Origin of the sequence: Citrobacter sp. CK199 (assembly GCF_030333285.1) — a bacterium.
GTDB classification, from domain to species: domain Bacteria; phylum Pseudomonadota; class Gammaproteobacteria; order Enterobacterales; family Enterobacteriaceae; genus Citrobacter_B; species Citrobacter_B koseri.
This window is the reverse complement of the sequence record NZ_JAOWGF010000027.1, coordinates 1-21,627: the sequence shown is the minus strand read 5'-3', so window position 1 is coordinate 21,627 and position 21,627 is coordinate 1. Positions and strand designations below refer to the sequence as shown.

Annotated in this window: 19 protein-coding genes and 1 pseudogene; 11 read left to right on the top strand and 9 right to left on the bottom strand. The window is 51.6% G+C overall.

The annotated features are described in order from the left end of the window. Positions 1-7 precede the first annotated feature (7 nt). The 3 genes from OGX75_RS14025 to ompL all read left to right on the top strand — a co-directional run bounded on the left by OGX75_RS14025 (position 8) and on the right by ompL (position 3,611). A complete protein-coding gene (locus tag OGX75_RS14025; protein WP_012133934.1) occupies positions 8-1,390 on the top strand; it encodes an MFS transporter in 1,383 nt (460 codons plus the stop codon). A gap of 45 nt (positions 1,391-1,435) precedes the next feature. Further along, a complete protein-coding gene (locus tag OGX75_RS14020; protein ID WP_012133935.1) occupies positions 1,436-2,830 on the top strand; it encodes an MFS transporter in 1,395 nt (464 codons plus the stop codon). Between the two features lie 88 nt (positions 2,831-2,918). Further along, entirely contained in the window at positions 2,919-3,611 is a 693-nt protein-coding gene (gene ompL / locus OGX75_RS14015; RefSeq protein ID WP_024130675.1) for a porin OmpL, read from the top strand. Positions 3,612-3,722: 111 nt separating this feature from the next. Here ompL and typA read toward each other — a convergent pair whose 3' ends face one another. Further along, entirely contained in the window at positions 3,723-5,546 is a 1,824-nt protein-coding gene (gene typA, locus OGX75_RS14010; protein ID WP_012133937.1) for a ribosome-dependent GTPase TypA, read from the bottom strand. Between the two features lie 377 nt (positions 5,547-5,923). On the opposite strand from typA, the gene glnA reads away from it, so the two are divergent. The 4 genes from glnA (at position 5,924) to OGX75_RS13990 (ending at position 10,305) form a co-directional block, all read left to right on the top strand. Continuing rightward, complete coding sequence (gene glnA / locus OGX75_RS14005; protein WP_024130676.1) at positions 5,924-7,333, top strand: glutamate--ammonia ligase; 1,410 nt, start codon at positions 5,924-5,926, stop codon at positions 7,331-7,333. Between the two features lie 279 nt (positions 7,334-7,612). Beyond that, entirely contained in the window at positions 7,613-8,662 is a 1,050-nt protein-coding gene (glnL, locus tag OGX75_RS14000) for a nitrogen regulation protein NR(II) (RefSeq protein ID WP_047459914.1), read from the top strand. A gap of 11 nt (positions 8,663-8,673) precedes the next feature. Beyond that, positions 8,674-10,083 carry a nitrogen regulation protein NR(I) gene (glnG, locus tag OGX75_RS13995; protein WP_012133942.1) on the top strand — a complete coding sequence of 470 codons (1,410 nt, stop codon included), beginning with the start codon at positions 8,674-8,676 and terminating at the stop codon, positions 10,081-10,083. A 111-nt stretch (positions 10,084-10,194) separates the two neighbouring features. Continuing rightward, entirely contained in the window at positions 10,195-10,305 is a 111-nt protein-coding gene (locus OGX75_RS13990) for a YshB family small membrane protein (protein ID WP_096753919.1), read from the top strand. A gap of 90 nt (positions 10,306-10,395) precedes the next feature. Here OGX75_RS13990 and hemN read toward each other — a convergent pair whose 3' ends face one another. The 3 genes and pseudogenes from hemN to OGX75_RS13975 all read right to left on the bottom strand — a co-directional run bounded on the left by hemN (position 10,396) and on the right by OGX75_RS13975 (position 12,870). Beyond that, entirely contained in the window at positions 10,396-11,769 is a 1,374-nt protein-coding gene (gene hemN / locus OGX75_RS13985; protein ID WP_071259434.1) for an oxygen-independent coproporphyrinogen III oxidase, read from the bottom strand. A gap of 188 nt (positions 11,770-11,957) precedes the next feature. Then, the gene (gene yihI, locus OGX75_RS13980) at positions 11,958-12,467 is read right to left on the bottom strand and encodes a Der GTPase-activating protein YihI (RefSeq protein ID WP_012133944.1); all 510 of its coding nucleotides are present in this window, start codon (positions 12,465-12,467) and stop codon (positions 11,958-11,960) included. A gap of 178 nt (positions 12,468-12,645) precedes the next feature. Continuing rightward, positions 12,646-12,870 (bottom strand): annotated as a pseudogene (locus OGX75_RS13975) (hypothetical protein). Positions 12,871-13,110: 240 nt separating this feature from the next. Between OGX75_RS13975 and yihA the strand changes: the two are divergent. Further along, entirely contained in the window at positions 13,111-13,743 is a 633-nt protein-coding gene (yihA, locus tag OGX75_RS13970; RefSeq protein ID WP_024130677.1) for a ribosome biogenesis GTP-binding protein YihA/YsxC, read from the top strand. Positions 13,744-14,030: 287 nt separating this feature from the next. On the opposite strand, the gene spfP is transcribed toward yihA, so the two are convergent. Both spfP and polA read right to left on the bottom strand, forming a co-directional pair. Beyond that, complete coding sequence (gene spfP / locus OGX75_RS21325; protein ID WP_071892919.1) at positions 14,031-14,078, bottom strand: small protein SpfP; 48 nt, start codon at positions 14,076-14,078, stop codon at positions 14,031-14,033. A gap of 166 nt (positions 14,079-14,244) precedes the next feature. Beyond that, complete coding sequence (gene polA, locus OGX75_RS13965; protein ID WP_049009351.1) at positions 14,245-17,031, bottom strand: DNA polymerase I; 2,787 nt, start codon at positions 17,029-17,031, stop codon at positions 14,245-14,247. A 363-nt stretch (positions 17,032-17,394) separates the two neighbouring features. On the opposite strand from polA, the gene yihG reads away from it, so the two are divergent. After that, positions 17,395-18,330: a 1-acylglycerol-3-phosphate O-acyltransferase, YihG family gene (gene yihG, locus OGX75_RS13960; RefSeq protein ID WP_047459928.1), complete on the top strand. Its 936-nt coding sequence runs from the start codon at positions 17,395-17,397 to the stop codon at positions 18,328-18,330. A 12-nt stretch (positions 18,331-18,342) separates the two neighbouring features. Here yihG and dsbA read toward each other — a convergent pair whose 3' ends face one another. The 3 genes from dsbA to OGX75_RS13945 all read right to left on the bottom strand — a co-directional run bounded on the left by dsbA (position 18,343) and on the right by OGX75_RS13945 (position 20,325). Beyond that, positions 18,343-18,966 (bottom strand): thiol:disulfide interchange protein DsbA, encoded by a 624-nt coding sequence (gene dsbA / locus OGX75_RS13955; protein WP_012133950.1) that lies wholly within the window; start codon positions 18,964-18,966, stop codon positions 18,343-18,345. A gap of 26 nt (positions 18,967-18,992) precedes the next feature. Continuing rightward, complete coding sequence (locus OGX75_RS13950; protein ID WP_286450877.1) at positions 18,993-19,979, bottom strand: serine/threonine protein kinase; 987 nt, start codon at positions 19,977-19,979, stop codon at positions 18,993-18,995. A gap of 76 nt (positions 19,980-20,055) precedes the next feature. Further along, positions 20,056-20,325: a YihD family protein gene (locus tag OGX75_RS13945; protein ID WP_286450876.1), complete on the bottom strand. Its 270-nt coding sequence runs from the start codon at positions 20,323-20,325 to the stop codon at positions 20,056-20,058. Positions 20,326-20,393: 68 nt separating this feature from the next. Between OGX75_RS13945 and mobA the strand changes: the two genes are divergently transcribed. Both mobA and mobB read left to right on the top strand, forming a co-directional pair. Next, the gene (gene mobA / locus OGX75_RS13940) at positions 20,394-20,978 is read left to right on the top strand and encodes a molybdenum cofactor guanylyltransferase MobA (RefSeq protein WP_012133953.1); all 585 of its coding nucleotides are present in this window, start codon (positions 20,394-20,396) and stop codon (positions 20,976-20,978) included. Then, positions 20,975-21,478: a molybdopterin-guanine dinucleotide biosynthesis protein MobB gene (gene mobB, locus OGX75_RS13935; RefSeq protein WP_115626163.1), complete on the top strand. Its 504-nt coding sequence runs from the start codon at positions 20,975-20,977 to the stop codon at positions 21,476-21,478. Before mobA ends, mobB begins: the two co-directional genes overlap by 4 nt. Positions 21,479-21,627 lie beyond the last annotated feature (149 nt).

Here is a 21,627-nt window from a genome sequence, read left to right as displayed (position 1 = left end):
AAAAATAATGAGTCAAACGTCATCAAATCCGGCGACCCTACGCTTGCCGTTTAAAGAAAAACTTGCCTATGGGATGGGTGATTTAGGCTCCAATATCCTGCTGGATATTGGTACGCTTTATTTACTTAAGTTTTATACCGATGTGCTGGGTCTACCGGGCACGTATGGCGGTATTATTTTCCTGATCGCCAAATTCTTTACCGCCTTCACCGATATGGGCACCGGGATTATGCTCGACTCGCGGCGTAAAATCGGCCCGAAAGGCAAGTTCCGTCCGTTCGTGCTCTATGCCGCGTTTCCGGTGACCCTGCTGGCCATCGCCAACTTTGTCGGCACGCCGTTTGAAATCACCGGTAAGACGGTGATGGCGACGGTGCTGTTTATGCTGTACGGCCTGTTCTTCAGCATGATGAACTGTTCGTATGGCGCGATGGTGCCCGCCATTACCAAAAACCCGGATGAGCGCGCCTCGCTTGCCGCCTGGCGTCAGGGCGGCGCCACGCTCGGCCTGCTGCTGTGCACCGTCGGTTTTGTTCCGGTGATGAATCTGATCGAAGGGAACGCACAGCTAAGCTATATTTTCGCCGCCACGCTGTTCTCACTGTTTGGCCTGCTGTTTATGTGGCTCTGCTACGCAGGCGTCAAAGAGCGTTATGTGGAGGTAAAACCGGTTGAAGCGACCGAAAAACCGGGGCTGCTCCAGTCGTTTCGCGCCATTGCCGGGAACCGTCCGCTGTTCATTTTATGTATCGCGAATCTCTGCACCCTGGGCGCTTTCAACGTTAAGCTGGCGATCCAGGTGTATTACACCCAGTACGTACTGAATGACCCGATCCTCCTCTCCTGGATGGGCTTTTTCAGCATGGGCTGCATTTTTATCGGCGTCTTTTTAATGCCCGGCGCGGTAAGACGCTTCGGCAAGAAAAAGGTCTACATCGGCGGCCTGCTGGTTTGGGTTATCGGCGATCTTCTCAACTACTTCTTTGGCGGCGGCTCGGTCAGTTTTGTCGCGTTTTCCTGCCTGGCGTTTTTCGGTTCAGCGTTTGTGAACAGCCTGAACTGGGCGCTGGTCTCCGACACGGTGGAATACGGTGAATGGCGCACCGGCGTGCGTTCAGAAGGAACGGTATACACCGGTTTTACCTTCTTCCGTAAGGTGTCTCAGGCGCTGGCGGGCTTCTTCCCCGGCTGGATGCTGACCCAAATCGGCTACGTGCCCAATGTGGTGCAATCGGCAGGTACTGTCGAAGGTTTGCGGCAGCTGATCTTTATTTATCCGTGCGCGCTGGCGGTGATAACCATCATCGCAATGGGGTGTTTCTACAACCTCAACGAGAAGATGTATGTCCGCATCGTTGAAGAGATAGAAGCCCGTAAACAAACGGCTTAACAATGATAATAAAGGCGCCCTTCGGGGCGTTATTGAGGAGCGATTATGTCTGACCATGATCCGCTGACGCTAAAACTGAGCCTACGGGAAAAATATGCCTATGGCATGGGTGACTTCGGCTCAAATTTGATGCTGTGTATCGGTACGCTGTATCTGCTTAAGTTTTATACCGATGAACTGGGGATGCCCGCATATTACGGTGGGATTATCTTTCTGGTGGCGAAGTTCTTTACCGCGTTCACCGATATGTTGACGGGAGTGCTGCTGGATTCCCGTCGTCATATTGGCGCTAAAGGTAAGTTTCGCCCTTTCATTCTGTATGCATCATTTCCTGTCGCGCTGGTTGCCAGCGCGCAGTTTCTCGCCACCGATTTTACACTGACGGTCAAAACAGCGCTGGCAACCGTACTGTTCATGCTGTTTGGCCTGTTTTACAGCCTGATGAATTGCTCATACGGGGCGATGGTGCCCGCTATCACCAGAAACCCGCATGAGCGCGCCCAACTCGCAGCATGGCGTCAGGGCGGCGCAACGCTCGGTCTGTTGCTGTGTACCGTTGGCTTTATGCCGATTCAGGCGCTCTTTACCCAGTCATCTTCTCTGGGTTATCTGGTAGCCGCGTTGATTTTCTCCGTTTGCGGCCTGTTCAGTATGTGGTGGTGTTTCAGCGGGGTGAAAGAACGGTATATCGATATCGTTCCGGCTCACCATAAGCCCAGCATTCTTAAATCCTTCTGTGCGATTTTCCGCAATCCGCCGCTGCTGGTGCTCTGCGTGGCCAACTTATGTACGCTGGCCGCGTTTAACATCAAACTGGCGATTCAGGTCTATTACACCCAGTACGTGCTGAACGACATCCATTTGCTGTCATGGATGGGATTTTTCAGTATGGGGTGCATTCTGGTCGGCGTACTGCTGGTGCCCGTAACCGTAAAACGGTTTGGGAAAAAGCAGGTCTATCTCGGCGGCCTGACGCTGTGGGCTATCGGCGATGTGCTGAACTTTCTCTGGGGTGGAACCTCTTTCCTGTTCGTGATCTTCTCCTGCATGGCGTTTTTCGGCACCGCGTTCGTTAACAGCCTGAACTGGGCGCTGGTTCCTGATACGGTCGATTACGGCGAATGGAAAACAGGTATTCGTGCGGAAGGGTCGGTCTATACCGGTTATACCTTCTCACGAAAAATTTCTGCGGCGCTGGCGGGTTTCTTGCCCGGCATTATGCTGACGCAAATTGGCTACGTGCCGAACATAGCGCAAAGCGCGGAGACGTTACTTGGCCTGCGTCAGCTGATATTTCTCTGGCCATGCGGCCTGGCGATTATCGCCGCACTCACAATGGGCTTTTTTTATAAGCTCAATGAAAAACGTTTTGCTTTTATTATTGAGGAAATTAGCCAACGAAAGAAACAATCGATACAAACCGGCGTTGTAAGCCATTAAAAAACCTCTGTTCTAATTAAATAAAATAATTGCCGCTCTATCCATTTCGATGGATAGCGGCTCCCTACGCTTAAAAAATGGATTTACTATGAAAACGTTGAACACAATAATGCTGTTATCCTCTGTTATCTCCACTTCTGTTTTTGCGGGCGCTTATGTGGAAAACCGCGAGGCCTATAATCTGGCATCCGATCAAATGGAATTCATGCTGCGCGTTGGCTACAACTCCGATATGGGGGCTGGAATTATGTTGACCAACACCTATACGCTACAGCGTGATGATGAATTAAAGCATGGTTATAATGAAATTGAGGGTTGGTATCCGTTATTTAAACCGACGGACCGGTTAACCATTCAACCCGGTGGTCTGATAAACGATAAAAGCATCGGTTCTGGCGGCGCTGTTTATCTGGACGTCAATTATAAATTCACGCCGTGGTTTAACCTGACGGTTCGTAACCGTTACAACCATAATAACTACAGTTCTACTGATTTAAATGGTGAATTAGATAATAACGATAGCTATGAAATCGGCAACTACTGGAATTTCATCATTACTGATAAATTTTCTTATACCTTTGAGCCACACTATTTTTATAATGTGAATGATTTTAACAGCAGCAACGGAACCAAACACCACTGGGAAATTACCAATACTTTCAGATACCGGATTAACCAGAACTGGCTGCCGTACTTAGAGTTACGTTGGTTGGATCGCAATGTGGAGCCCTACCATCGGGAGCAAAACCAGATTCGTGTCGGGGTAAAATATTTCTTCTGAACAGGATAATAAAAAAGCCGCTGAAATCAGCGGCTTTTTGTTGCCGGATGGCGGCTAACGCCTTATCCGGCCTACGAATCGGAGTTATCAGGCCGATTTTGTAAGCCCGTATTACTCTTCTTTCGCGCCACGCATTGCACGACGACGATCGTTTTCCGTCAGGTGACGTTTACGAATACGGATAGAGGTTGGAGTCACTTCTACCAGTTCGTCGTCATCGATGAACTCCAGAGCCTGCTCCAGGGTCATCTTGATCGGCGGAACCAGAACCGTTGCTTCGTCAGTACCAGACGCACGCATGTTGGTCAGTTTCTTACCGGTCAGGCAGTTTACGGTCAGGTCGTTAGAACGGCTGTGAATACCGATGATCTGGCCTTCGTAAACTTCCGCGCCGTGACCCAGGAACAGCTTACCGCGATCCTGCAAACCGAACAGTGCGAACGCAACCGCTTTACCCTGACCGTTGGAGATCAGTACGCCGTTCTGACGCTGGCCCACTTCGCCCGGACGGATATCGTCGTAGTGGCTGAAGGTGGAGTACAGCAGACCCGTACCGGAGGTCATGGTCATGAACTCTGAACGGAAACCGATCAGACCTCGGCTTGGGATCACGTAGTCGAGACGTACGCGGCCTTTGCCATCTGGATTCATGTTTTTCAGGTCGCCTTTACGCTCGCCCAGCGCCTGCATCACAGAACCCTGGTGCTGCTCTTCGACGTCCAGCGTGACGTTTTCGTACGGCTCCTGTTTACGGCCGTCGATTTCGCGGAAGATAACTTTCGGACGGGAAACCGCCATCTCGAAACCTTCACGACGCATGTTTTCAATCAGAACGGACAGGTGCAGTTCACCACGACCGGATACACGGAACGCGTCCGCATCTTCGGTTTCTTCAACGCGCAGCGCAACGTTGTGTACCAGTTCTTTGTTCAGACGCTCAAGGATCTGACGAGAGGTCACGTATTTACCTTCTTTACCGCAGAACGGAGAGGTGTTTACGCAGAAGAACATAGAAACGGTCGGCTCATCAACAGACAGCGCTGGCAGCGCTTCAACATTCTGCGGATCGCAGATGGTGTCGGAGATGTTCAGCTCGCCCAGACCGGTGATTGCAATGATATCGCCCGCTTCCGCCAGGTCGCTATCAATACGTTCCAGACCCAGGTGAGTCAGCACTTTGCCCACTTTACCGTTACGGGTTTTGCCTTCGCTATCGATGATAGTGATCTGCTGGTTCGGCTTCACTTTACCGCGCTTGATACGACCAATGCCGATAACGCCAACATAGTTGTTGTAGTCCAGCTGAGAGATCTGCATCTGGAGCGGGCCGTCCAGGTCAACGTCCGGTGCCGGTACGTGGTCAACGATCGCCTGATACAGCGGGGTCATGTCTTCCGCCATATCTTCGTGATCCAGACCTGCGATACCGTTCAGCGCCGAAGCGTAGATGATCGGGAAGTCCAGCTGTTCGTCGGTCGCGTCGAGGTTAACGAACAGGTCGAATACCTGGTCTACAACCCAGTCAGGGCGCGCGCCAGGACGGTCAACTTTGTTGATAACAACAATCGGCTTCAGGCCATGAGCAAAGGCTTTTTTGGTCACGAAGCGCGTCTGCGGCATCGGGCCGTCAAATGCGTCAACCACCAGCAGCACGGAGTCTACCATGGACATTACACGTTCAACTTCACCACCGAAGTCGGCGTGTCCTGGGGTATCAACGATGTTGATACGGTAATCATTCCATTTGATAGCAGTGTTTTTAGCGAGGATGGTAATCCCACGCTCTTTCTCCAAATCGTTGGAGTCCATCACACGCTCTTGAGTTTCGGCACGCGCATCAAACGTACCGGATTGCTGTAGCAGCTTATCGACCAGGGTAGTTTTACCGTGGTCAACGTGCGCGATGATGGCGATGTTACGCAAATTTTCGATCACAACTTTGCCTCAGGCATTAGAAATAGCGCGTTATTGTACACGGATTAATCGCACTACAAAACAGGATCACAGAGATCCTCCGCAAACAAGTATTGCAGAGTTTCTTTGTGATCGCTTTCACGGAGCGTTAAAAGGGTCACTCACTGTCCATTGCACCAACATGGTGCTTAATGTTCACATTAAAGCACTATATTGGTGCAACATATCCACTATGGTGCGGCCCTTTTGCACGATGGTGCGCATGATAACGCCTTTTAGGGGCAATTTAAAAGTTGGCACAGATTTCGCTTTGTATTTTTTACGGCGACACGGCCAATTTTTGCAGAATTGAAGACTTCGTTACCACGACGACAATGACCAATCCGGGAGAGTTAAGTATGTCCGCTGAACACGTTTTGACGATGCTGAATGAGCATGAAGTGAAGTTTGTTGATTTGCGCTTCACCGATACCAAAGGTAAAGAACAGCACGTCACGATTCCTGCTCATCAGGTGAATGCCGAATTCTTTGAAGAAGGCAAAATGTTTGACGGCTCCTCGATCGGTGGCTGGAAAGGTATCAACGAATCCGACATGGTTCTGATGCCGGACGCATCCACTGCGGTCATTGACCCGTTCTACGCTGATTCTACGCTGATTATTCGTTGCGACATCCTGGAGCCAGGCACCCTGCAAGGTTACGATCGCGACCCGCGTTCCATCGCCAAGCGCGCGGAAGAGTACCTGCGCTCTACCGGCATCGCAGACACCGTTCTGTTCGGGCCAGAGCCAGAGTTCTTCCTGTTTGACGATATCCGCTTCGGTTCTTCTATCTCCGGTTCCCACGTCGCTATCGACGATATCGAAGGCGCATGGAACTCCTCCACCCAGTACGAAGGTGGCAACAAAGGTCACCGTCCGGCAGTAAAAGGCGGTTACTTCCCGGTTCCGCCGGTAGACTCTTCTCAGGACATCCGTTCTGAAATGTGTTCCGTTATGGAGCAAATGGGTCTGGTTGTAGAAGCACACCACCACGAAGTGGCAACCGCAGGTCAGAACGAAGTGGCAACCCGCTTCAACACCATGACCAAAAAAGCGGACGAAATTCAGATCTACAAATACGTTGTGCACAATGTCGCTCACCGTTTCGGTAAAACTGCGACCTTTATGCCAAAACCGATGTTCGGCGATAACGGTTCCGGTATGCACTGCCACATGTCCCTGTCCAAAAACGGGACTAACCTGTTCTCCGGCGACAAATATGCGGGTCTGTCTGAGCAGGCGCTGTACTACATCGGCGGCGTAATCAAACACGCAAAAGCGATCAACGCCCTGGCGAACCCGACCACCAACTCCTACAAACGTCTGGTTCCGGGTTATGAAGCACCGGTCATGCTGGCCTACTCCGCCCGTAACCGTTCTGCCTCTATCCGTATTCCGGTTGTGGCCTCTCCGAAAGCGCGTCGTATCGAAGTGCGCTTCCCGGACCCGGCTGCAAACCCGTACCTGTGCTTTGCCGCTCTGCTGATGGCGGGTCTTGACGGTATTAAGAACAAGATCCACCCAGGCGAAGCGATGGACAAAAACCTGTATGACCTGCCGCCGGAAGAAGCGAAAGAGATCCCACAGGTTGCAGGCTCTCTGGAAGAAGCGCTCAACGAGCTGGATATTGACCGCGAATTCCTGAAAGCAGGCGGCGTGTTCACTGATGAAGCGATCGACGCGTACATCGCCCTGCGCATTGAAGAAAATGACCGCGTGCGCATGACGCCGCACCCGGTAGAGTTTGAGCTGTACTACAGCGTTTAATCGTTGAGTTGCCGTGGAACTTTTAGCCTGTTCAGGCAGGTTTGAGATTGATGGCGAATGATAAGACGCCTGATGGCGCAAGCTTATCAGGCCTACCGGTAACATCACCTTGTAGGCCGGATAAGGCAAAGCCGCCATCCGGCACAACGTTTGCCACTCATCTGTAGCCCATCACACGATGGGCTTTTTTCTCCACCAACGTTCTGATCCCACGCGCTTTTTACACGTAAAAAGCTATAATGCACTAAATTGGTGCAAACTATTCCAGGAGACTGCTAAATGGCAACAGGCACGCAGCCCGATGCTGGGCAGATCCTCAATTCTTTAATCAACAGCATTTTACTGGTCGACGACGAGCTGGCGGTGCATTACGCCAACCCGGCCGCACAACAGCTGCTCGCCCAAAGCGCCCGCAAGCTGTTTGGTACGCCGCTGCCTGAGCTGTTGAGCTATTTTTCATTAAATATTGGGCTGATGCGCGAAAGCCTGGAAGCAGGTCAGGGATTTACGGACAACGAAGTCACGCTGGTGATCGACGGGCGCTCTCATATTCTCTCGTTAACCGCCCAGCGCCTGCCGGATAACTTCATCCTGCTGGAAATGGCGCCGATGGATAACCAGCGTCGCCTGAGCCAGGAACAGCTTCAGCATGCCCAGCAAATCGCCGCCCGCGACCTGGTGCGCGGTCTGGCGCATGAGATCAAAAACCCGCTTGGTGGTTTACGCGGCGCGGCCCAGCTGCTCAGTAAAGCCCTGCCTGACCCGGCGTTGCTGGAGTACACCAAAGTCATTATTGAGCAGGCCGACAGGCTGCGTAATCTGGTTGACCGACTGCTGGGGCCGCAACAGCCGGGTATGCACGTCACGGAGAGTATCCACAAAGTCGCAGAACGCGTCGTCGCACTGGTGTCGATGGAGCTGCCGGAGAACGTCACGCTGATTCGTGATTATGACCCCAGTCTGCCAGAACTGCCTCACGACCCGGACCAGATTGAACAGGTCCTGCTGAACATCGTGCGTAACGCCTTACAGGCGTTAGGGCCGGAAGGCGGTGAAATCATTCTGCGTACCCGTACCGCATTCCAGCTGACGCTGCATGGCGTGCGTTATCGCCTGGCGGCGCGCATCGACGTTGAGGACAACGGGCCGGGTATTCCGTCCCATTTACAGGACACGCTGTTTTACCCGATGGTCAGCGGTCGCGAAGGCGGCACCGGGCTGGGCTTATCCATTGCCCGTAATTTGATTGATCAGCATTCCGGCAAAATTGAATTTACCAGTTGGCCGGGTCATACCGAGTTCTCGGTTTACCTGCCTATCAGGAAATAAAGGTGACGTTTATGCAACGAGGGATAGTCTGGGTAGTCGATGACGATAGTTCCATCCGTTGGGTGCTTGAACGTGCGCTCGCCGGGGCGGGATTACATTGCACCACATTTGAAAGCGGCAACGAAGTGCTGGACGCGCTGGCGAGTAAAACGCCGGATGTCCTGCTGTCGGATATCCGTATGCCGGGAATGGACGGACTGGCGCTGTTAAAACAGATCAAACAGCGTCACCCCATGCTTCCGGTCATCATAATGACGGCGCATTCCGATCTTGATGCCGCCGTCAGCGCTTATCAACAAGGCGCGTTTGATTATCTGCCAAAGCCTTTTGATATTGACGAAGCGGTCGCGCTGGTTGAACGCGCGATCAGCCATTATCAGGAGCAGCAACAGCCGCGCAATGTCCAGATCAACGGCCCGACAACCGATATCATCGGCGAAGCGCCCGCGATGCAGGATGTCTTTCGCATTATTGGCCGCCTCTCACGCTCGTCTATCAGCGTGCTGATCAACGGCGAGTCCGGGACCGGTAAAGAGCTGGTCGCCCATGCGCTGCATCGCCATAGCCCACGCGTTAAAGCTCCCTTTATCGCCCTGAATATGGCGGCTATTCCGAAGGATTTGATCGAGTCCGAACTGTTTGGTCATGAAAAAGGGGCGTTCACCGGGGCGAATACCATTCGTCAGGGGCGCTTTGAGCAGGCCGACGGCGGCACACTGTTTCTCGATGAGATCGGCGATATGCCGCTGGATGTGCAGACGCGTTTGCTACGCGTCTTAGCCGATGGGCAGTTTTACCGCGTTGGTGGCTATGCGCCGGTGAAGGTTGATGTGCGGATTATCGCCGCCACCCATCAGAACCTGGAATTACGCGTACAGGAAGGTAAGTTCCGTGAAGATCTTTTCCACCGCCTGAACGTGATTCGCGTACATTTGCCGCCGCTGCGCGAGCGCCGGGAAGATATTCCACGCCTGGCGCGGCATTTCCTGCAAGTGGCTGCCCGCGAGCTGGGCGTCGAAGCCAAATTGCTCCACCCGGAAACAGAAGCGGCGCTGACGCGTCTGGCCTGGCCTGGCAACGTGCGTCAACTGGAGAATACCTGCCGTTGGTTAACGGTGATGGCCGCCGGACAGGAGGTTCTAATTCAGGACTTACCCGGCGAGCTGTTTGAAGCCACGGTGCCAGACAGCCAGTCGCACATACAGTCAGACAGTTGGGCCACATTGCTGGCGCAGTGGGCGGATCGCGCGTTGCGTTCCGGTCATCAAAACCTGCTTTCTGAAGCGCAGCCTGAGCTGGAGCGTACGCTGTTAACCACCGCGCTGCGTCATACCCAGGGGCACAAACAGGAAGCGGCACGGCTGCTGGGATGGGGTCGTAACACCCTGACTCGCAAGCTAAAAGAGCTGGGTATGGAGTGACGATTCGTCGTTGTGTAAAGATTAATATTTAAGCGCAAATTGCCGTTATTTTGCGCTTTACTGTTCCGATGAGTTGAGTATGATCATGCCCGGAAAACAGGGGGAATCATCATGCTGGAATCATTAATCAATCTGGTATCGAGCGGAGCGGTCGACAGCCACACGCCACAAACTGCGGTTGCCGCAGTGCTGTGTGCAGCGCTGGTTGGGCTGTTTAGCTAAATGCGTGCCGGATGGCGCTACCGCTTATCCGACCTACGGTTGATGTTAACTTGTAGGCCCGGTAAGCGGTAGCACCACCGGGCAACGCCACTAAATCACCCGTGAGAACTGCTGCATCCGCGCTTTCTGGCGCAGATAAGCATCAAAGCACATACAGATGTTACGGATCAGCAGACGGCCTTTCGGCGTAACCTGAATCCCCTTATCATCCACATCCACCAGCCCATCTTTCGCCAGCGGCGCCAGCAGCGCTAAATCTTCCGCAAAGTACGCCGCGAAGTTGAGATCCCACTGCTGTTCAACCGCTGCGTAATCGAGACGGAAGTTGCAGATCAGCGACTTAATAATATCCCGACGAATGCAGTCATCGCGGGTCAGCACAATGCCACGCCATAACGCATTCCCCAGCTCATCCACCTGCTGATAGTAGCGCTTCAGCTCTTTCTGGTTCTGCGCGTAGCTGTCGCCAATCATACTGATGGCGGAAACGCCCATCCCCAGCAGGTCCGTATCGCCCTGAGTGGTATAGCCCTGGAAGTTACGATGCAGAACGCCCTCACGCTGGGCAACGGCCAGTTCGTCATCCGGGCGGGCAAAGTGATCCATCCCGATGAACTGATAACCCGTCTCCGTCAGCGACGAGATGGTCTCTTGCAGGATATCGAGTTTTTGCTGCGCGCTGGGCAGGTCAGCCTCTTTGATTTTGCGCTGAGCGGCGAATAACGTGGGCAAATGAGCGTAGTTAAAGACGCTCAGGCGATCGGGGCTCAGCTCTGCCACGCGTCTGAGCGTAAAGGCGAAGCTTTCCGGCGTTTGCTTTGGCAGCCCGTAAATCAGATCGATATTCGTCGAGGTGAAGCCTATCTCGCGCGCATGATTGAGCAGCGAGAAGATAAACTCTTCATCCTGCTCGCGGTTAACCAGACGCTGAACGTCTTTATTGAAGTCCTGCACTCCCATACTCAGGCGGTTAAACCCTTGCGCGCGTAAATGATCGAGCACATCCAGCTCAATTTCACGGGGATCGACTTCGATCGAGATTTCGACGTCGTCGTTAAAATGAAAGTTTCCACGCAGAAGCGTCATTAACCGACTGATTTGCGCTTTATTCAGGTACGTTGGCGTTCCGCCGCCCCAGTGCAGTTGACTAACGCGACGTCCGGCAAACAGCGGCGCGCGATGAATAATTTCTTGTTCAAGCGCATCGAGATATTGGTCGGCCTTATGCTGCTGGCGGGTCACAATCTTGTTGCAACCGCAGAAGTAGCACAATTTATGGCAAAACGGGATATGAACGTACAGAGACAGCGGACGTTCAGGGTAACGCGCCACAGCGTGCTGAAATGCCTCTTCGCCGTAGTCTTCCGAAAACTCCAGCGCTGTGGGATACGAGGTATATCGTGGCCCGGAATAGTTATATTTCTGGATCAGGGCCAGATCCCAGTCTATCAACTGTTCAGACATGCTCACTCCTTCCGATGGCGTCGCTGGCGGGTACGGCGTACCGGCTTTACCCCACTACGGGTAATAAACCGGTTGCGCAGCCACTTCTGTCGCCGCGACAACCGCTGTAGTTTAACGAATAACCACACCAGATAACATACAACCGGAAGGGTTATAAGCAGGACGGGAAGGCCCACGGTGTAAACCCGTTAGTTGCCGCCCCGGAGCAGGCGCATCATATCTTCCTGCTTTTCGTCCTCTTCCTCTTCTTCGTCGTCATCATAAGAGAGGCCCAACTTCTGCATCAGCTCATCAATACGATCCAGTTTGGCATCTACCCAGGTTTGGTCTTCCGCACTCAGAGTTTCGCCTGCTTCCAGACGTTCCAGCAGCGCATCCAGGCGCTCATCCGTTTCCAGTAAATCCAACTCAGCCTGCGGTGAAAGCATAGGTTTCTCACTCTTCGGTTTGTGCTGTTTGGTGACTTTTTCGGTCACACCCAGGGGAATGGGGGTTTTACTGCCAATACGTGGATCTTTCTGCTTGTTCTGGTTTTTACCGCCTGAAGCCGCGTTGTCACCTGTCGCACGGCTCCCCGCCGCATGACCACGGTGTTTTTTCTGACGCTTACGGTCGCGCGCTTCCTGATTCAGCTCTTCGCGTGTTTTACGACGCGCTTTTGCGGGACCTTTACCGCGTGGTGTAGAAGTTGATTTCATAGTGATTCGTCTTTGGCTGTTTTAGTCAGTATATACTCTAAATAATTCGAGTTGCAGGAAGTCAACGCACATGCAACCTGAAGTATGACGAGTTTCATTTGCCGCGGAATCTAGCAGAAACCCTATAAAGAAAAAAGGCGACAGAGTAATCTGTCGCCTTTTTTGCTGTCTAACAACCCTAACGGGCTCTACGATCCCTGTTGGCTACCAACACGCCCTGTTTTTCCCTTAGCCTGAAACATTCCGTGTTGTTTCCATTTCCTTTTACTAACGTCTCCGAACGTTTGTCTTCCTGACAAATCCTGCGTCTTCGCCTCCTGGCGCTCCTGACCCTCATCCTGAGTCGTAATCCTGACAGCTTCCTCGCTATGGATGCTACTTTACTCTTCTGGCATAAACGCACAAGTAATCGAAACGCGAATGTCCACTTTTCAGAATATTGCCTGAAACATAACGTTATGATTTTATTATTTTATCTTAATTTTTGACCTGCGCTTACTCTGAAATTTCGCATAAGAACAATCGGCAATATCTCACAAAGAGCATGGTTTTAGCTTACACACATCCCCATGCTGAAAAATCCGTCTTTTGCCGCTGTTCAGGTATAATCGCTGCAAAGCTTTGACTGACGGAGACGACCGCTTTGACTAATTTGAATTATCAACAGACGCACTTTGTGATGAGTGCGCCTGATATTCGCCATTTACCTTCCGATACCGGAATCGAAGTGGCTTTTGCTGGCCGTTCCAATGCAGGCAAATCCAGCGCGCTGAACACGCTTACGAATCAGAAGAGTCTGGCGCGTACATCCAAAACACCGGGCCGTACTCAGCTCATCAACCTGTTTGAGGTGGTTGAAGGCAAACGTCTGGTTGACCTGCCCGGCTATGGCTATGCAGAAGTCCCGGAAGAGATGAAGCGTAAGTGGCAACGCGCGCTAGGCGAATATCTGGAAAAACGTCAGAGTCTGCAAGGCCTGGTGGTACTGATGGATATCCGTCACCCGTTAAAAGATCTCGACCAGCAGATGATCCAGTGGGCCGTAGAGAGCAACATTCAGGTTCTGGTTTTACTCACCAAAGCGGACAAACTGGCCAGCGGCGCACGTAAAGCGCAGCTGAATATGGTGCGTGAAGCAGTACTGGCCTTTAACGGCGATGTGCAGGTAGAAACGTTTTCTTCCCTGAAGAAGCAAGGCGTGGATAAATTACGTCAGAAACTGGATAGCTGGTTTAACGATCTAGCTCCCGTAGAAGAGACGCAGGACGGGGAATAACCCACCGATATGCCGGATGGCGCCGCTGCGCGTCTTATCCGGCCTACAGTTCTTTATTCTTGCTCTAAGGCGGCAACACAGCAAATCCTCAGGAGCTTACATAAGTAAGTGACTAGGGTGAGCGACAAATCTGTCTGGAACAGATTTGAACGCCGCGAAGCGGCGGCCCGTAAGGGTGAGGCTCATGGATGAGCCGAATAATTCGAAGCCAACGCGTATGCAGCTTGAAGTATGACGAGCAAAATAAAAAACGCCCCAGTCATTACTGACTGGGGCGGCTAAAATATTCAGCCAAATCCGATTACGTGAAGTAAAAGGTCTGAAAGATAGAACATCTTACCTCTGTACCCTACGCGAATAACTTTACTCTTTTTTGAGCAGCTCAGAAAGCACTTTTTGTAATTTTTTTTCATTCTTTACATAGGGAATTCTAATGATCATCACAAAACGTTCTATCTTATGTTGCTTAGTTACGAAAAAAGCGCGTTATTCAGTAAAGCCTTAGTGCGCTTGATCCCAGTTTTCGCCGCTACCCACTTCCACCAGCAACGGCACATCAATACGCGTGCAGTTTTCCATCAGTTGATGGATCTTTTTCGATACCACGTCGAGATCATCTTTATGCACTTCGAACACCAGTTCATCGTGTACCTGCATGATCATACGCACGCGCGGCTGTTCATCTTGCAGCCATTTATCAACGGCAATCATAGCGCGCTTGATGATGTCTGCTGCCGTCCCCTGCATCGGAGCGTTGATGGCGGCACGTTCCGCACCGGCACGACGTGCAGCATTGCTGGATTTAATATCCGGCAAGTAGAGACGACGCCCTTCCAGCGTTTCAACATAACCTCGCTCTTTTGCCTGAGCGCGCGTGCGTTCCATATATTCCAGTACGCCAGGGTAGCGTTCGAAGTAGAGATCCATGTACTTCTGCGCCTCTTTGCGCGGAATATTGAGCTGACGCGCCAGACCGAATGCGCTCATGCCGTAGATCAGACCAAAGTTAATCGCTTTGGCGCTGCGGCGCTGTTCAGCCGTAACGCTCTCCAGCGGCAGTCCAAACACTTCAGCAGCCGTCGCCCGGTGGATATCTTTTCCTTCAGCAAAGGCTGTCAACAGACCTTTATCGCGGGAAAGGTGCGCCATAATACGCAGTTCAATCTGCGAGTAGTCCGCTGATGCGATGACATAATCTTGCGGAGCGATAAACGCCTGACGAATACGGCGCCCTTCCTCGTTACGTACCGGAATATTTTGCAGGTTAGGATCGGTAGACGATAAACGCCCCGTCGCGGTCACCGCCTGATGATAAGAGGTATGCACTCGCCCGGTTTTCGGGTTGATCATTAGCGGGAGTTTATCGGTGTAGGTCGATTTCAGCTTCGCCAGCCCGCGATATTCCAGAATCACCTTCGGCAGCGGATAGTCCAGCGCCAGCTCTTCCAGCACCTCTTCCGAGGTGGACGGCGCACCGCCCGGCGTTTTCTTCAGCGGCTTAATACCCTGTTTTTCAAACAGAATGGTTTGCAACTGTTTGGTAGAAGAGAGGTTAAATTCTTCTCCGGCGATCTCATGCGCCTTCTTCTCCAGCTCCGCCAGACGCAGCGTGATCTCCTCTGAATGCTTGTGCAGCACGGCAGGGTCGATTTTTACACCGTTACGCTCTACGCGGGAAAGCACCGGCACCAGCGGCATTTCGATATTCTCGAAGACATTCAGCGGCCCTTTGTACTGCTGTAGCTCTGGCCACATTTTCAAATGCAGCTGTAACGTAACGTCCGCATCTTCTGCGGCATAACGTCCGGCCTCTTCCAGGGCAATCTGGTTAAAGGTCAGCTGATTTTTGCCTTTACCGGCAATCTCTTCAAAAGTGATGGTCTTATGCTTCAACCAGCGTTCGGACAGGCTGTCCATATCATGGCGGCCAGCAACGCTGTTCAGGATGTAGGATTCGAGCATAGTGTCAAAAGCAATACCGCGCAGCTCAATGCCATAGTTTTGCAATACGCCGCGATCGTACTTCAGGTTTTGCCCAACCTTACGCGCCTTCTCATCTTCCAGCAGCGGCTTCAATAGCTCCAGCGCTCGCTCGCGGGAAATCTGATCGGGCGCATCCAGGTAGTCATGCGCCACAGGAACATAGGCCGCCACGCCCGGTTCAATAGCAAAAGAGAGACCAACCAGATTCGCCGCATGGTTATCCAGGCTGTCCGTTTCGGTATCAAATGCAAAAACGGGCGCCTTTTTCAGCGTCTCAATCCAGCTTTCCAGCGTCGCTTCATCCAGGATAGTGACGTAGTTATCGTAAGAAAGCGCGGTCGCAGGCACGTCTGGCGTTTCATCAATAACAATGGATTCCTGCGGTTTTGCTGCGGGCTTCGCACCTTTCGCCTGTAGCCATTTACCCGCTTCCACATCGGTGGTCCAGCGCTTAAATTCATATTTCTTAAACAGGCCAAGCAACTCTTCAGCCGCTGGTTGTTGTACTTCAAGCTGATCGCAGCTTAGCTCCAGTTCGACATCCGTTTTGATGGTAGCCAGTTGATAAGAGAGGTAAGCCACCTCTTTATTCTGCTCAAGCTTCCCGGCCATGGTTTTCGCGCCACGGAAGGTTAAGCCCGCAATTTTATCTGATTCGGCATACAGGGTATCCAGCCCGCCTAACCCCTGAAGGAGCGCCTGAGCGGTTTTTTCACCCACGCCCGGCACGCCAGGAATGTTATCGGAAGAGTCGCCCATCAGCGCCAGGAAATCGATGATCAATTCGGGTGGAACACCGTACTTGTTCACGACTTCATCCGGGCCCAGAATCGTATTGGTCATGGTATTAATCAGCGTGATATTTGGCGTCACCAGCTGGGCCATATCTTTGTCACCGGTGCTGATCAGCACCGGACGGCCCACCTTCTCGGCTTCACGCGCCAGCGTACCGATAACGTCGTCCGCTTCCACGCCCGAAACGGCCAGCAGCGGCAGGCCCATCGCTTTTACCATCGCATGCAGCGGTTCAATCTGCGCACGCAGGTCATCAGGCATCGGCGGGCGATGCGATTTGTAATGTTCGAATAACTCATCACGGAAGGTTTTACCCTTGGCATCAAATACCACTGCGGCATGCGTCGGCTGATACTGCATAATCAGGCTGCGCAGCATGTTGAGAACACCGTACATCGCCCCTGTAGGCTCCCCTGCGCTGTTCGTCAGAGGAGGAAAGGCGTGATACGCGCGATAGAGATAAGATGAGCCATCTACAAGGATAAGTGGGTTTTCTGGGATCTGAACCATAATGTCCGTGCCTGTTTATCAGATTATGGGTAAAGGATGCCACAGACAGGATGAAAACATGAGTTTTTCGCCGCATTTGTCGAAAAAGTTTTGTAGATCTTCTGGATCGCTCGCAAAGCGCGCTGTGGATAACTTTGTGCATAAATTATTACATTTCATTTAATTTCATTCTGATGATTTAATTTTCATTAAACTTAATCATATTTTTCAATATGTTAATTAAATCACCAGAACTTTATCCCATTATTCAGCGTTATCTCAGTGTGTGGATAGATATCAATATTTTTTCTGTTTCGCTAAGACCCGTCATTTGATGCGTTTTCTGATAAAATCAGCCCCTTGCGTCTCTTTCGCGCACTATTTATGGCTAACCCGTTGAATAATTTAATTATGACAAGAATACTCGCTGCGATAACGCTGTTGCTGAGTATCGTATTGACCATTTTGGTCACTATTTTTTGTTCTGTGCCGATCATCCTTGCCGGGATCGTGAAGCTCCTTTTGCCCATTCCTGTCGTCTGGCGCAAGGTATCCGTTTTTTGTAATTTCATGATGTACTGCTGGTGTGAAGGGTTGGCGCTGCTGCTGCATCTCAATCCGTGGCTTAAATGGGACGTGGAAGGGCTGGAAGGCCTGAACAAGAAAAACTGGTATCTGCTTATTTGTAACCATCACAGTTGGGCCGATATCGTGGTGCTTTGCGTTCTGTTCCGTAAGCACATTCCAATGAACAAATACTTTCTTAAGCAGCAGCTGGCCTGGGTGCCGTTTATCGGCCTGGCCTGCTGGGCGCTGGATATGCCGTTTATGAAACGCTACTCGCGCGCTTATTTGCTCCGTCATCCCGAACAACGCGGTAAAGATGTAGAAACAACCCGCCGTTCTTGCGAGAAATTTCGCGCGCATCCCACAACGATCGTAAATTTTGTCGAAGGTTCGCGTTTTACCGAAGAGAAACGTCGGCAAACTCGCTCGCCATATAAAAACCTTCTCCCACCAAAAGCGGCGGGGATCGCGATGGCGCTAAACGTATTAGGGTCTCAGTTCGATAAGCTGCTCAACGTTACCCTCTGCTACCCGGAAAACGATCGGAAACCATTCTACGATATGTTGAGCGGTAAACTGACGCGCATCGTGGTACGTATCGATCTGGAGCCGATTAAAGAAGAGCTGCACGGTGACTATGTGAATGACAAAGGATTCAAACGCCGTTTCCAGCTTTGGTTGAATGCACTCTGGAATGAAAAAGACGAACAGATAGAAAAGATTAAAGCGGAAAACAAAAACGCCGGTCAATGACCGGCGATTTTTTTATTTCTTTTCAACCAGATGTTTCACGGTATCGGCGTACTGTTGTACGAAGATGTCCATGCTGCTGGTATCCATCCCTTGCGGGTTAACCTGATATTTGCCGTTTACAAACATCGCCGGTACACCCTGAAGCTGGAGATCAGCGGCCGCTTTTTCTTGCTGTGCAACCAGTGATTTCACCACGAAGCTGTTCCATGCCGCATCGTAGTCTTCACCTTTCACACCCGCATCAACGAATACTTTGCGAATATCGGCAGCAGACTGAACGGTCTGGTTTTTCTGTACTGCTTCAAACATCGGCGCAGTGATTTTATCCTCTACGCCCAGTGCCATCGCCACAGCCCATGCCTGCGTCAGGTCCTTACCCAATGGGCCCAGGAACTCAACGTGGTATTTGGTCATTTTGGTGCCTTCAGGCAGCTTTTTCTTCACGTTATCAGAAACGTGCAGCACTTCTTCAAACTGATAGCAGTGCGGGCAGTAGAAGGAGAAAAACTCCAGAACCTGAGGCTCGCCAGCAACGGGCTTATCCAGTGTGATGTATTGCTTACCATCACTGAACTGCGCTGCCGATGCGCTAAAAGCTAAAATCATACCAGCCAGCGCCAGCCAAATCTTTTTCATGATCAACTCTCTCCTGATGTGTCCGTTTAATACATTGGCGTTAATTGTAAAGGGGGTTCTTGCAGCACTTTTGCCTGCTCAAGAAATGTCGCAGTCTGCCGTTGCCAGTAATCTTCCCCGGTTAACCACGGGAAATTTTTAGGAAACGCAGGATCAGCCCAGCGACGCATCAGCCAGGCAAGATAATAAACCAAACGCATCGCGCGTAAAGGCTCAATAAGTTCTATTTCAGCAGTATCGAACTCGCTAACTTCTTCATAAGCCTCGATAATCGTTTCAAGCTGCATCCGCTGCTCGGCTTTATCGCCATTCAGCAGCATCCACAGATCCTGAACGGCAGGGCCATTGCGGGCATCATCTAAATCAACAAACAGCGGGTCATCACGCCAGAGGATATTTCCGGCATGACAATCCCCGTGTAAACGCAGCGTCTCAAAACGGGTATGCCAACGTTCGGTAACGGCGGCAATAAGAGTGTCCGTCGCGTTCAGGAAAGCCGCTTTTTGCCCCGAGGGAATCAGTGATGCGCCTTCGAAAAGTTTACGAGGTTCAATGAGATACTCTTCCAGGCCCATTGTCGGCCGGAAGGCAAAAGGGTGTTTACGCCCAGTCTGATGCAGGCGACCCAGATAGCGTCCTACCGCTTCCATCTGATCGATATTATCCGCTTCGAACTGTCGCCCACCGACGCTTGGGAAAATCGCGTAGTGGAATCCCTGGTGGTTCAGTAGCGTCTGCCCATTGAGGACAAGCGGCGCCGCAACCGGCACCTCATCTTTTACCAGTTCCAGTGCAAACTGATGCTCTTCCCGTATTTGATCGGCAGACCAACGCTCAGGGCGATAAAACTTAACGACAAAGCGCCGACGGTCTTCGTCCTGAAACTGATAGACGCGGTTTTCATAGCTGTTGAGCGGGGTAAGACCGGAATCCACCCGGATTCCCTGTTCAAACAGCGCATCCATGATGGTATCCGGGTGTAATGTCTGGAAAGTAAAAGCGTTATCGTTCATCCCATCATCCGGAAAATACTACGAATGATTCAGGATATCATTTTGTGGCGATTTCGGTGGCGCCGCTTACAAGGTTTTACTCTTTAATCACGCCGCGTGCGCGTAATAGCGCTGTTTTGAAATCTTCTTCATAATCTTTCTGAATGCCAGGAATCACCGCATTTTTTGCGGAGTCACGCATTTTCAGGTGATAGATCAGAATGTCGTCGGTTAAATCCGCCAGTTCACCGTCAAAACCTGACTCTTTCGCCAGTTTCTGTAAAAATTGCAGCAGATTAAGATCGGGCTCTTTCTGCCAGGCTGGTTGCAGGAGTTCAATGACTTCATTCAGGCGTTTACATTTCATGGCTGTGCTCCTTAATTTGATGTAGATACGTTAGCAGGGTCAATCCCACAATAAAAGAGGCGATATCAGTGAATCTGGAGAGTGCAATAACGGGGGTTGTGCTGGCAGGCGGTAAGGCCAGGCGAATGGGGGGGGCAGATAAGGGTCTGCTTGAGCTGGATGGCAAACCACTCTGGAAGCATGTTGCTGATACGCTGGCGTCTCAGCTTGAAACCGTCGTGATTAACGCGAATCGTCATCAGGATATTTATCAACAAAGCGGTCTGAAAGTGATCCCCGATTCACTGGCCGATTTTCCGGGTCCTCTGGCGGGTATGTTGTCTGTTTTACAGCAAGAGAAGGGAGACTGGTTTCTGTTTTGCCCTTGCGACACGCCTTACATTCCCCGCGATCTGGTTGCGCGTTTAAAAGCTCAGCGTAATAACGCGCCTGTCGTATGGGTTCACGACGGCGAGCGGGACCACCCGACAATTGCACTGGTTAATCGATCCGTAGCACCTTTCTTACAGGAGTATCTCCGGTCAGGTGAACGGCGGGTCATGGTCTTTATGCGCCAGGCCGGTGGTCATGCTGTTGATTTCAGTGATTTTAAGCAGGCATTTGTGAATGTGAACACGCCGGAAGAACTCGCCAGATGGCAGGAGAAATCATGATCCCACTACTCGGCATAGCCGCATGGAGCGGCACCGGTAAGACTACGCTGCTCAAGAAATTGATTCCAGCGTTATGCGCCAGAGGGGTTTGCCCAGGATTAATTAAACATACCCATCACAATATGGACGTAGATAAGCCCGGCAAAGACAGTTACGAGTTACGCAAGGCAGGCGCAGCACAAACGCTTGTCGCCAGTCGGCAACGTTGGGCGCTGATGACAGAAACACCGGAAGAACCTGAGCTGGATTTAACGTATCTGGTGAGTCGAATGGATGCTTCTAAGCTGGATATAGTGCTTGTTGAAGGTTTTAAACACGAAGCGGTGGCGAAGATCTTATTATTCCGACAGGGGTGTGGGCATGAAGTGGATGAGCTGACCATTGATGAACATGTGATCGCCGTCGCCAGCGACATTCCGCTTTCCCTGGATGTCCCGCTATTAGATATCAATGATATACCACAGATCGCTACATTTGTTTTGCGTTGGCTGGGACGATAGTACACGGGCAGCACAGGTTTTTTGCAGGCAGGATAAGCGCAGCGTCATCCGGCTGCGCCCGGGCGCATGAACGCAAAAAGGCCATCCCTCAGGATGGCCTCTTCACTTAATTAATGCCTGGCAGTTCCCTACTCTCGCATGGGGAGACC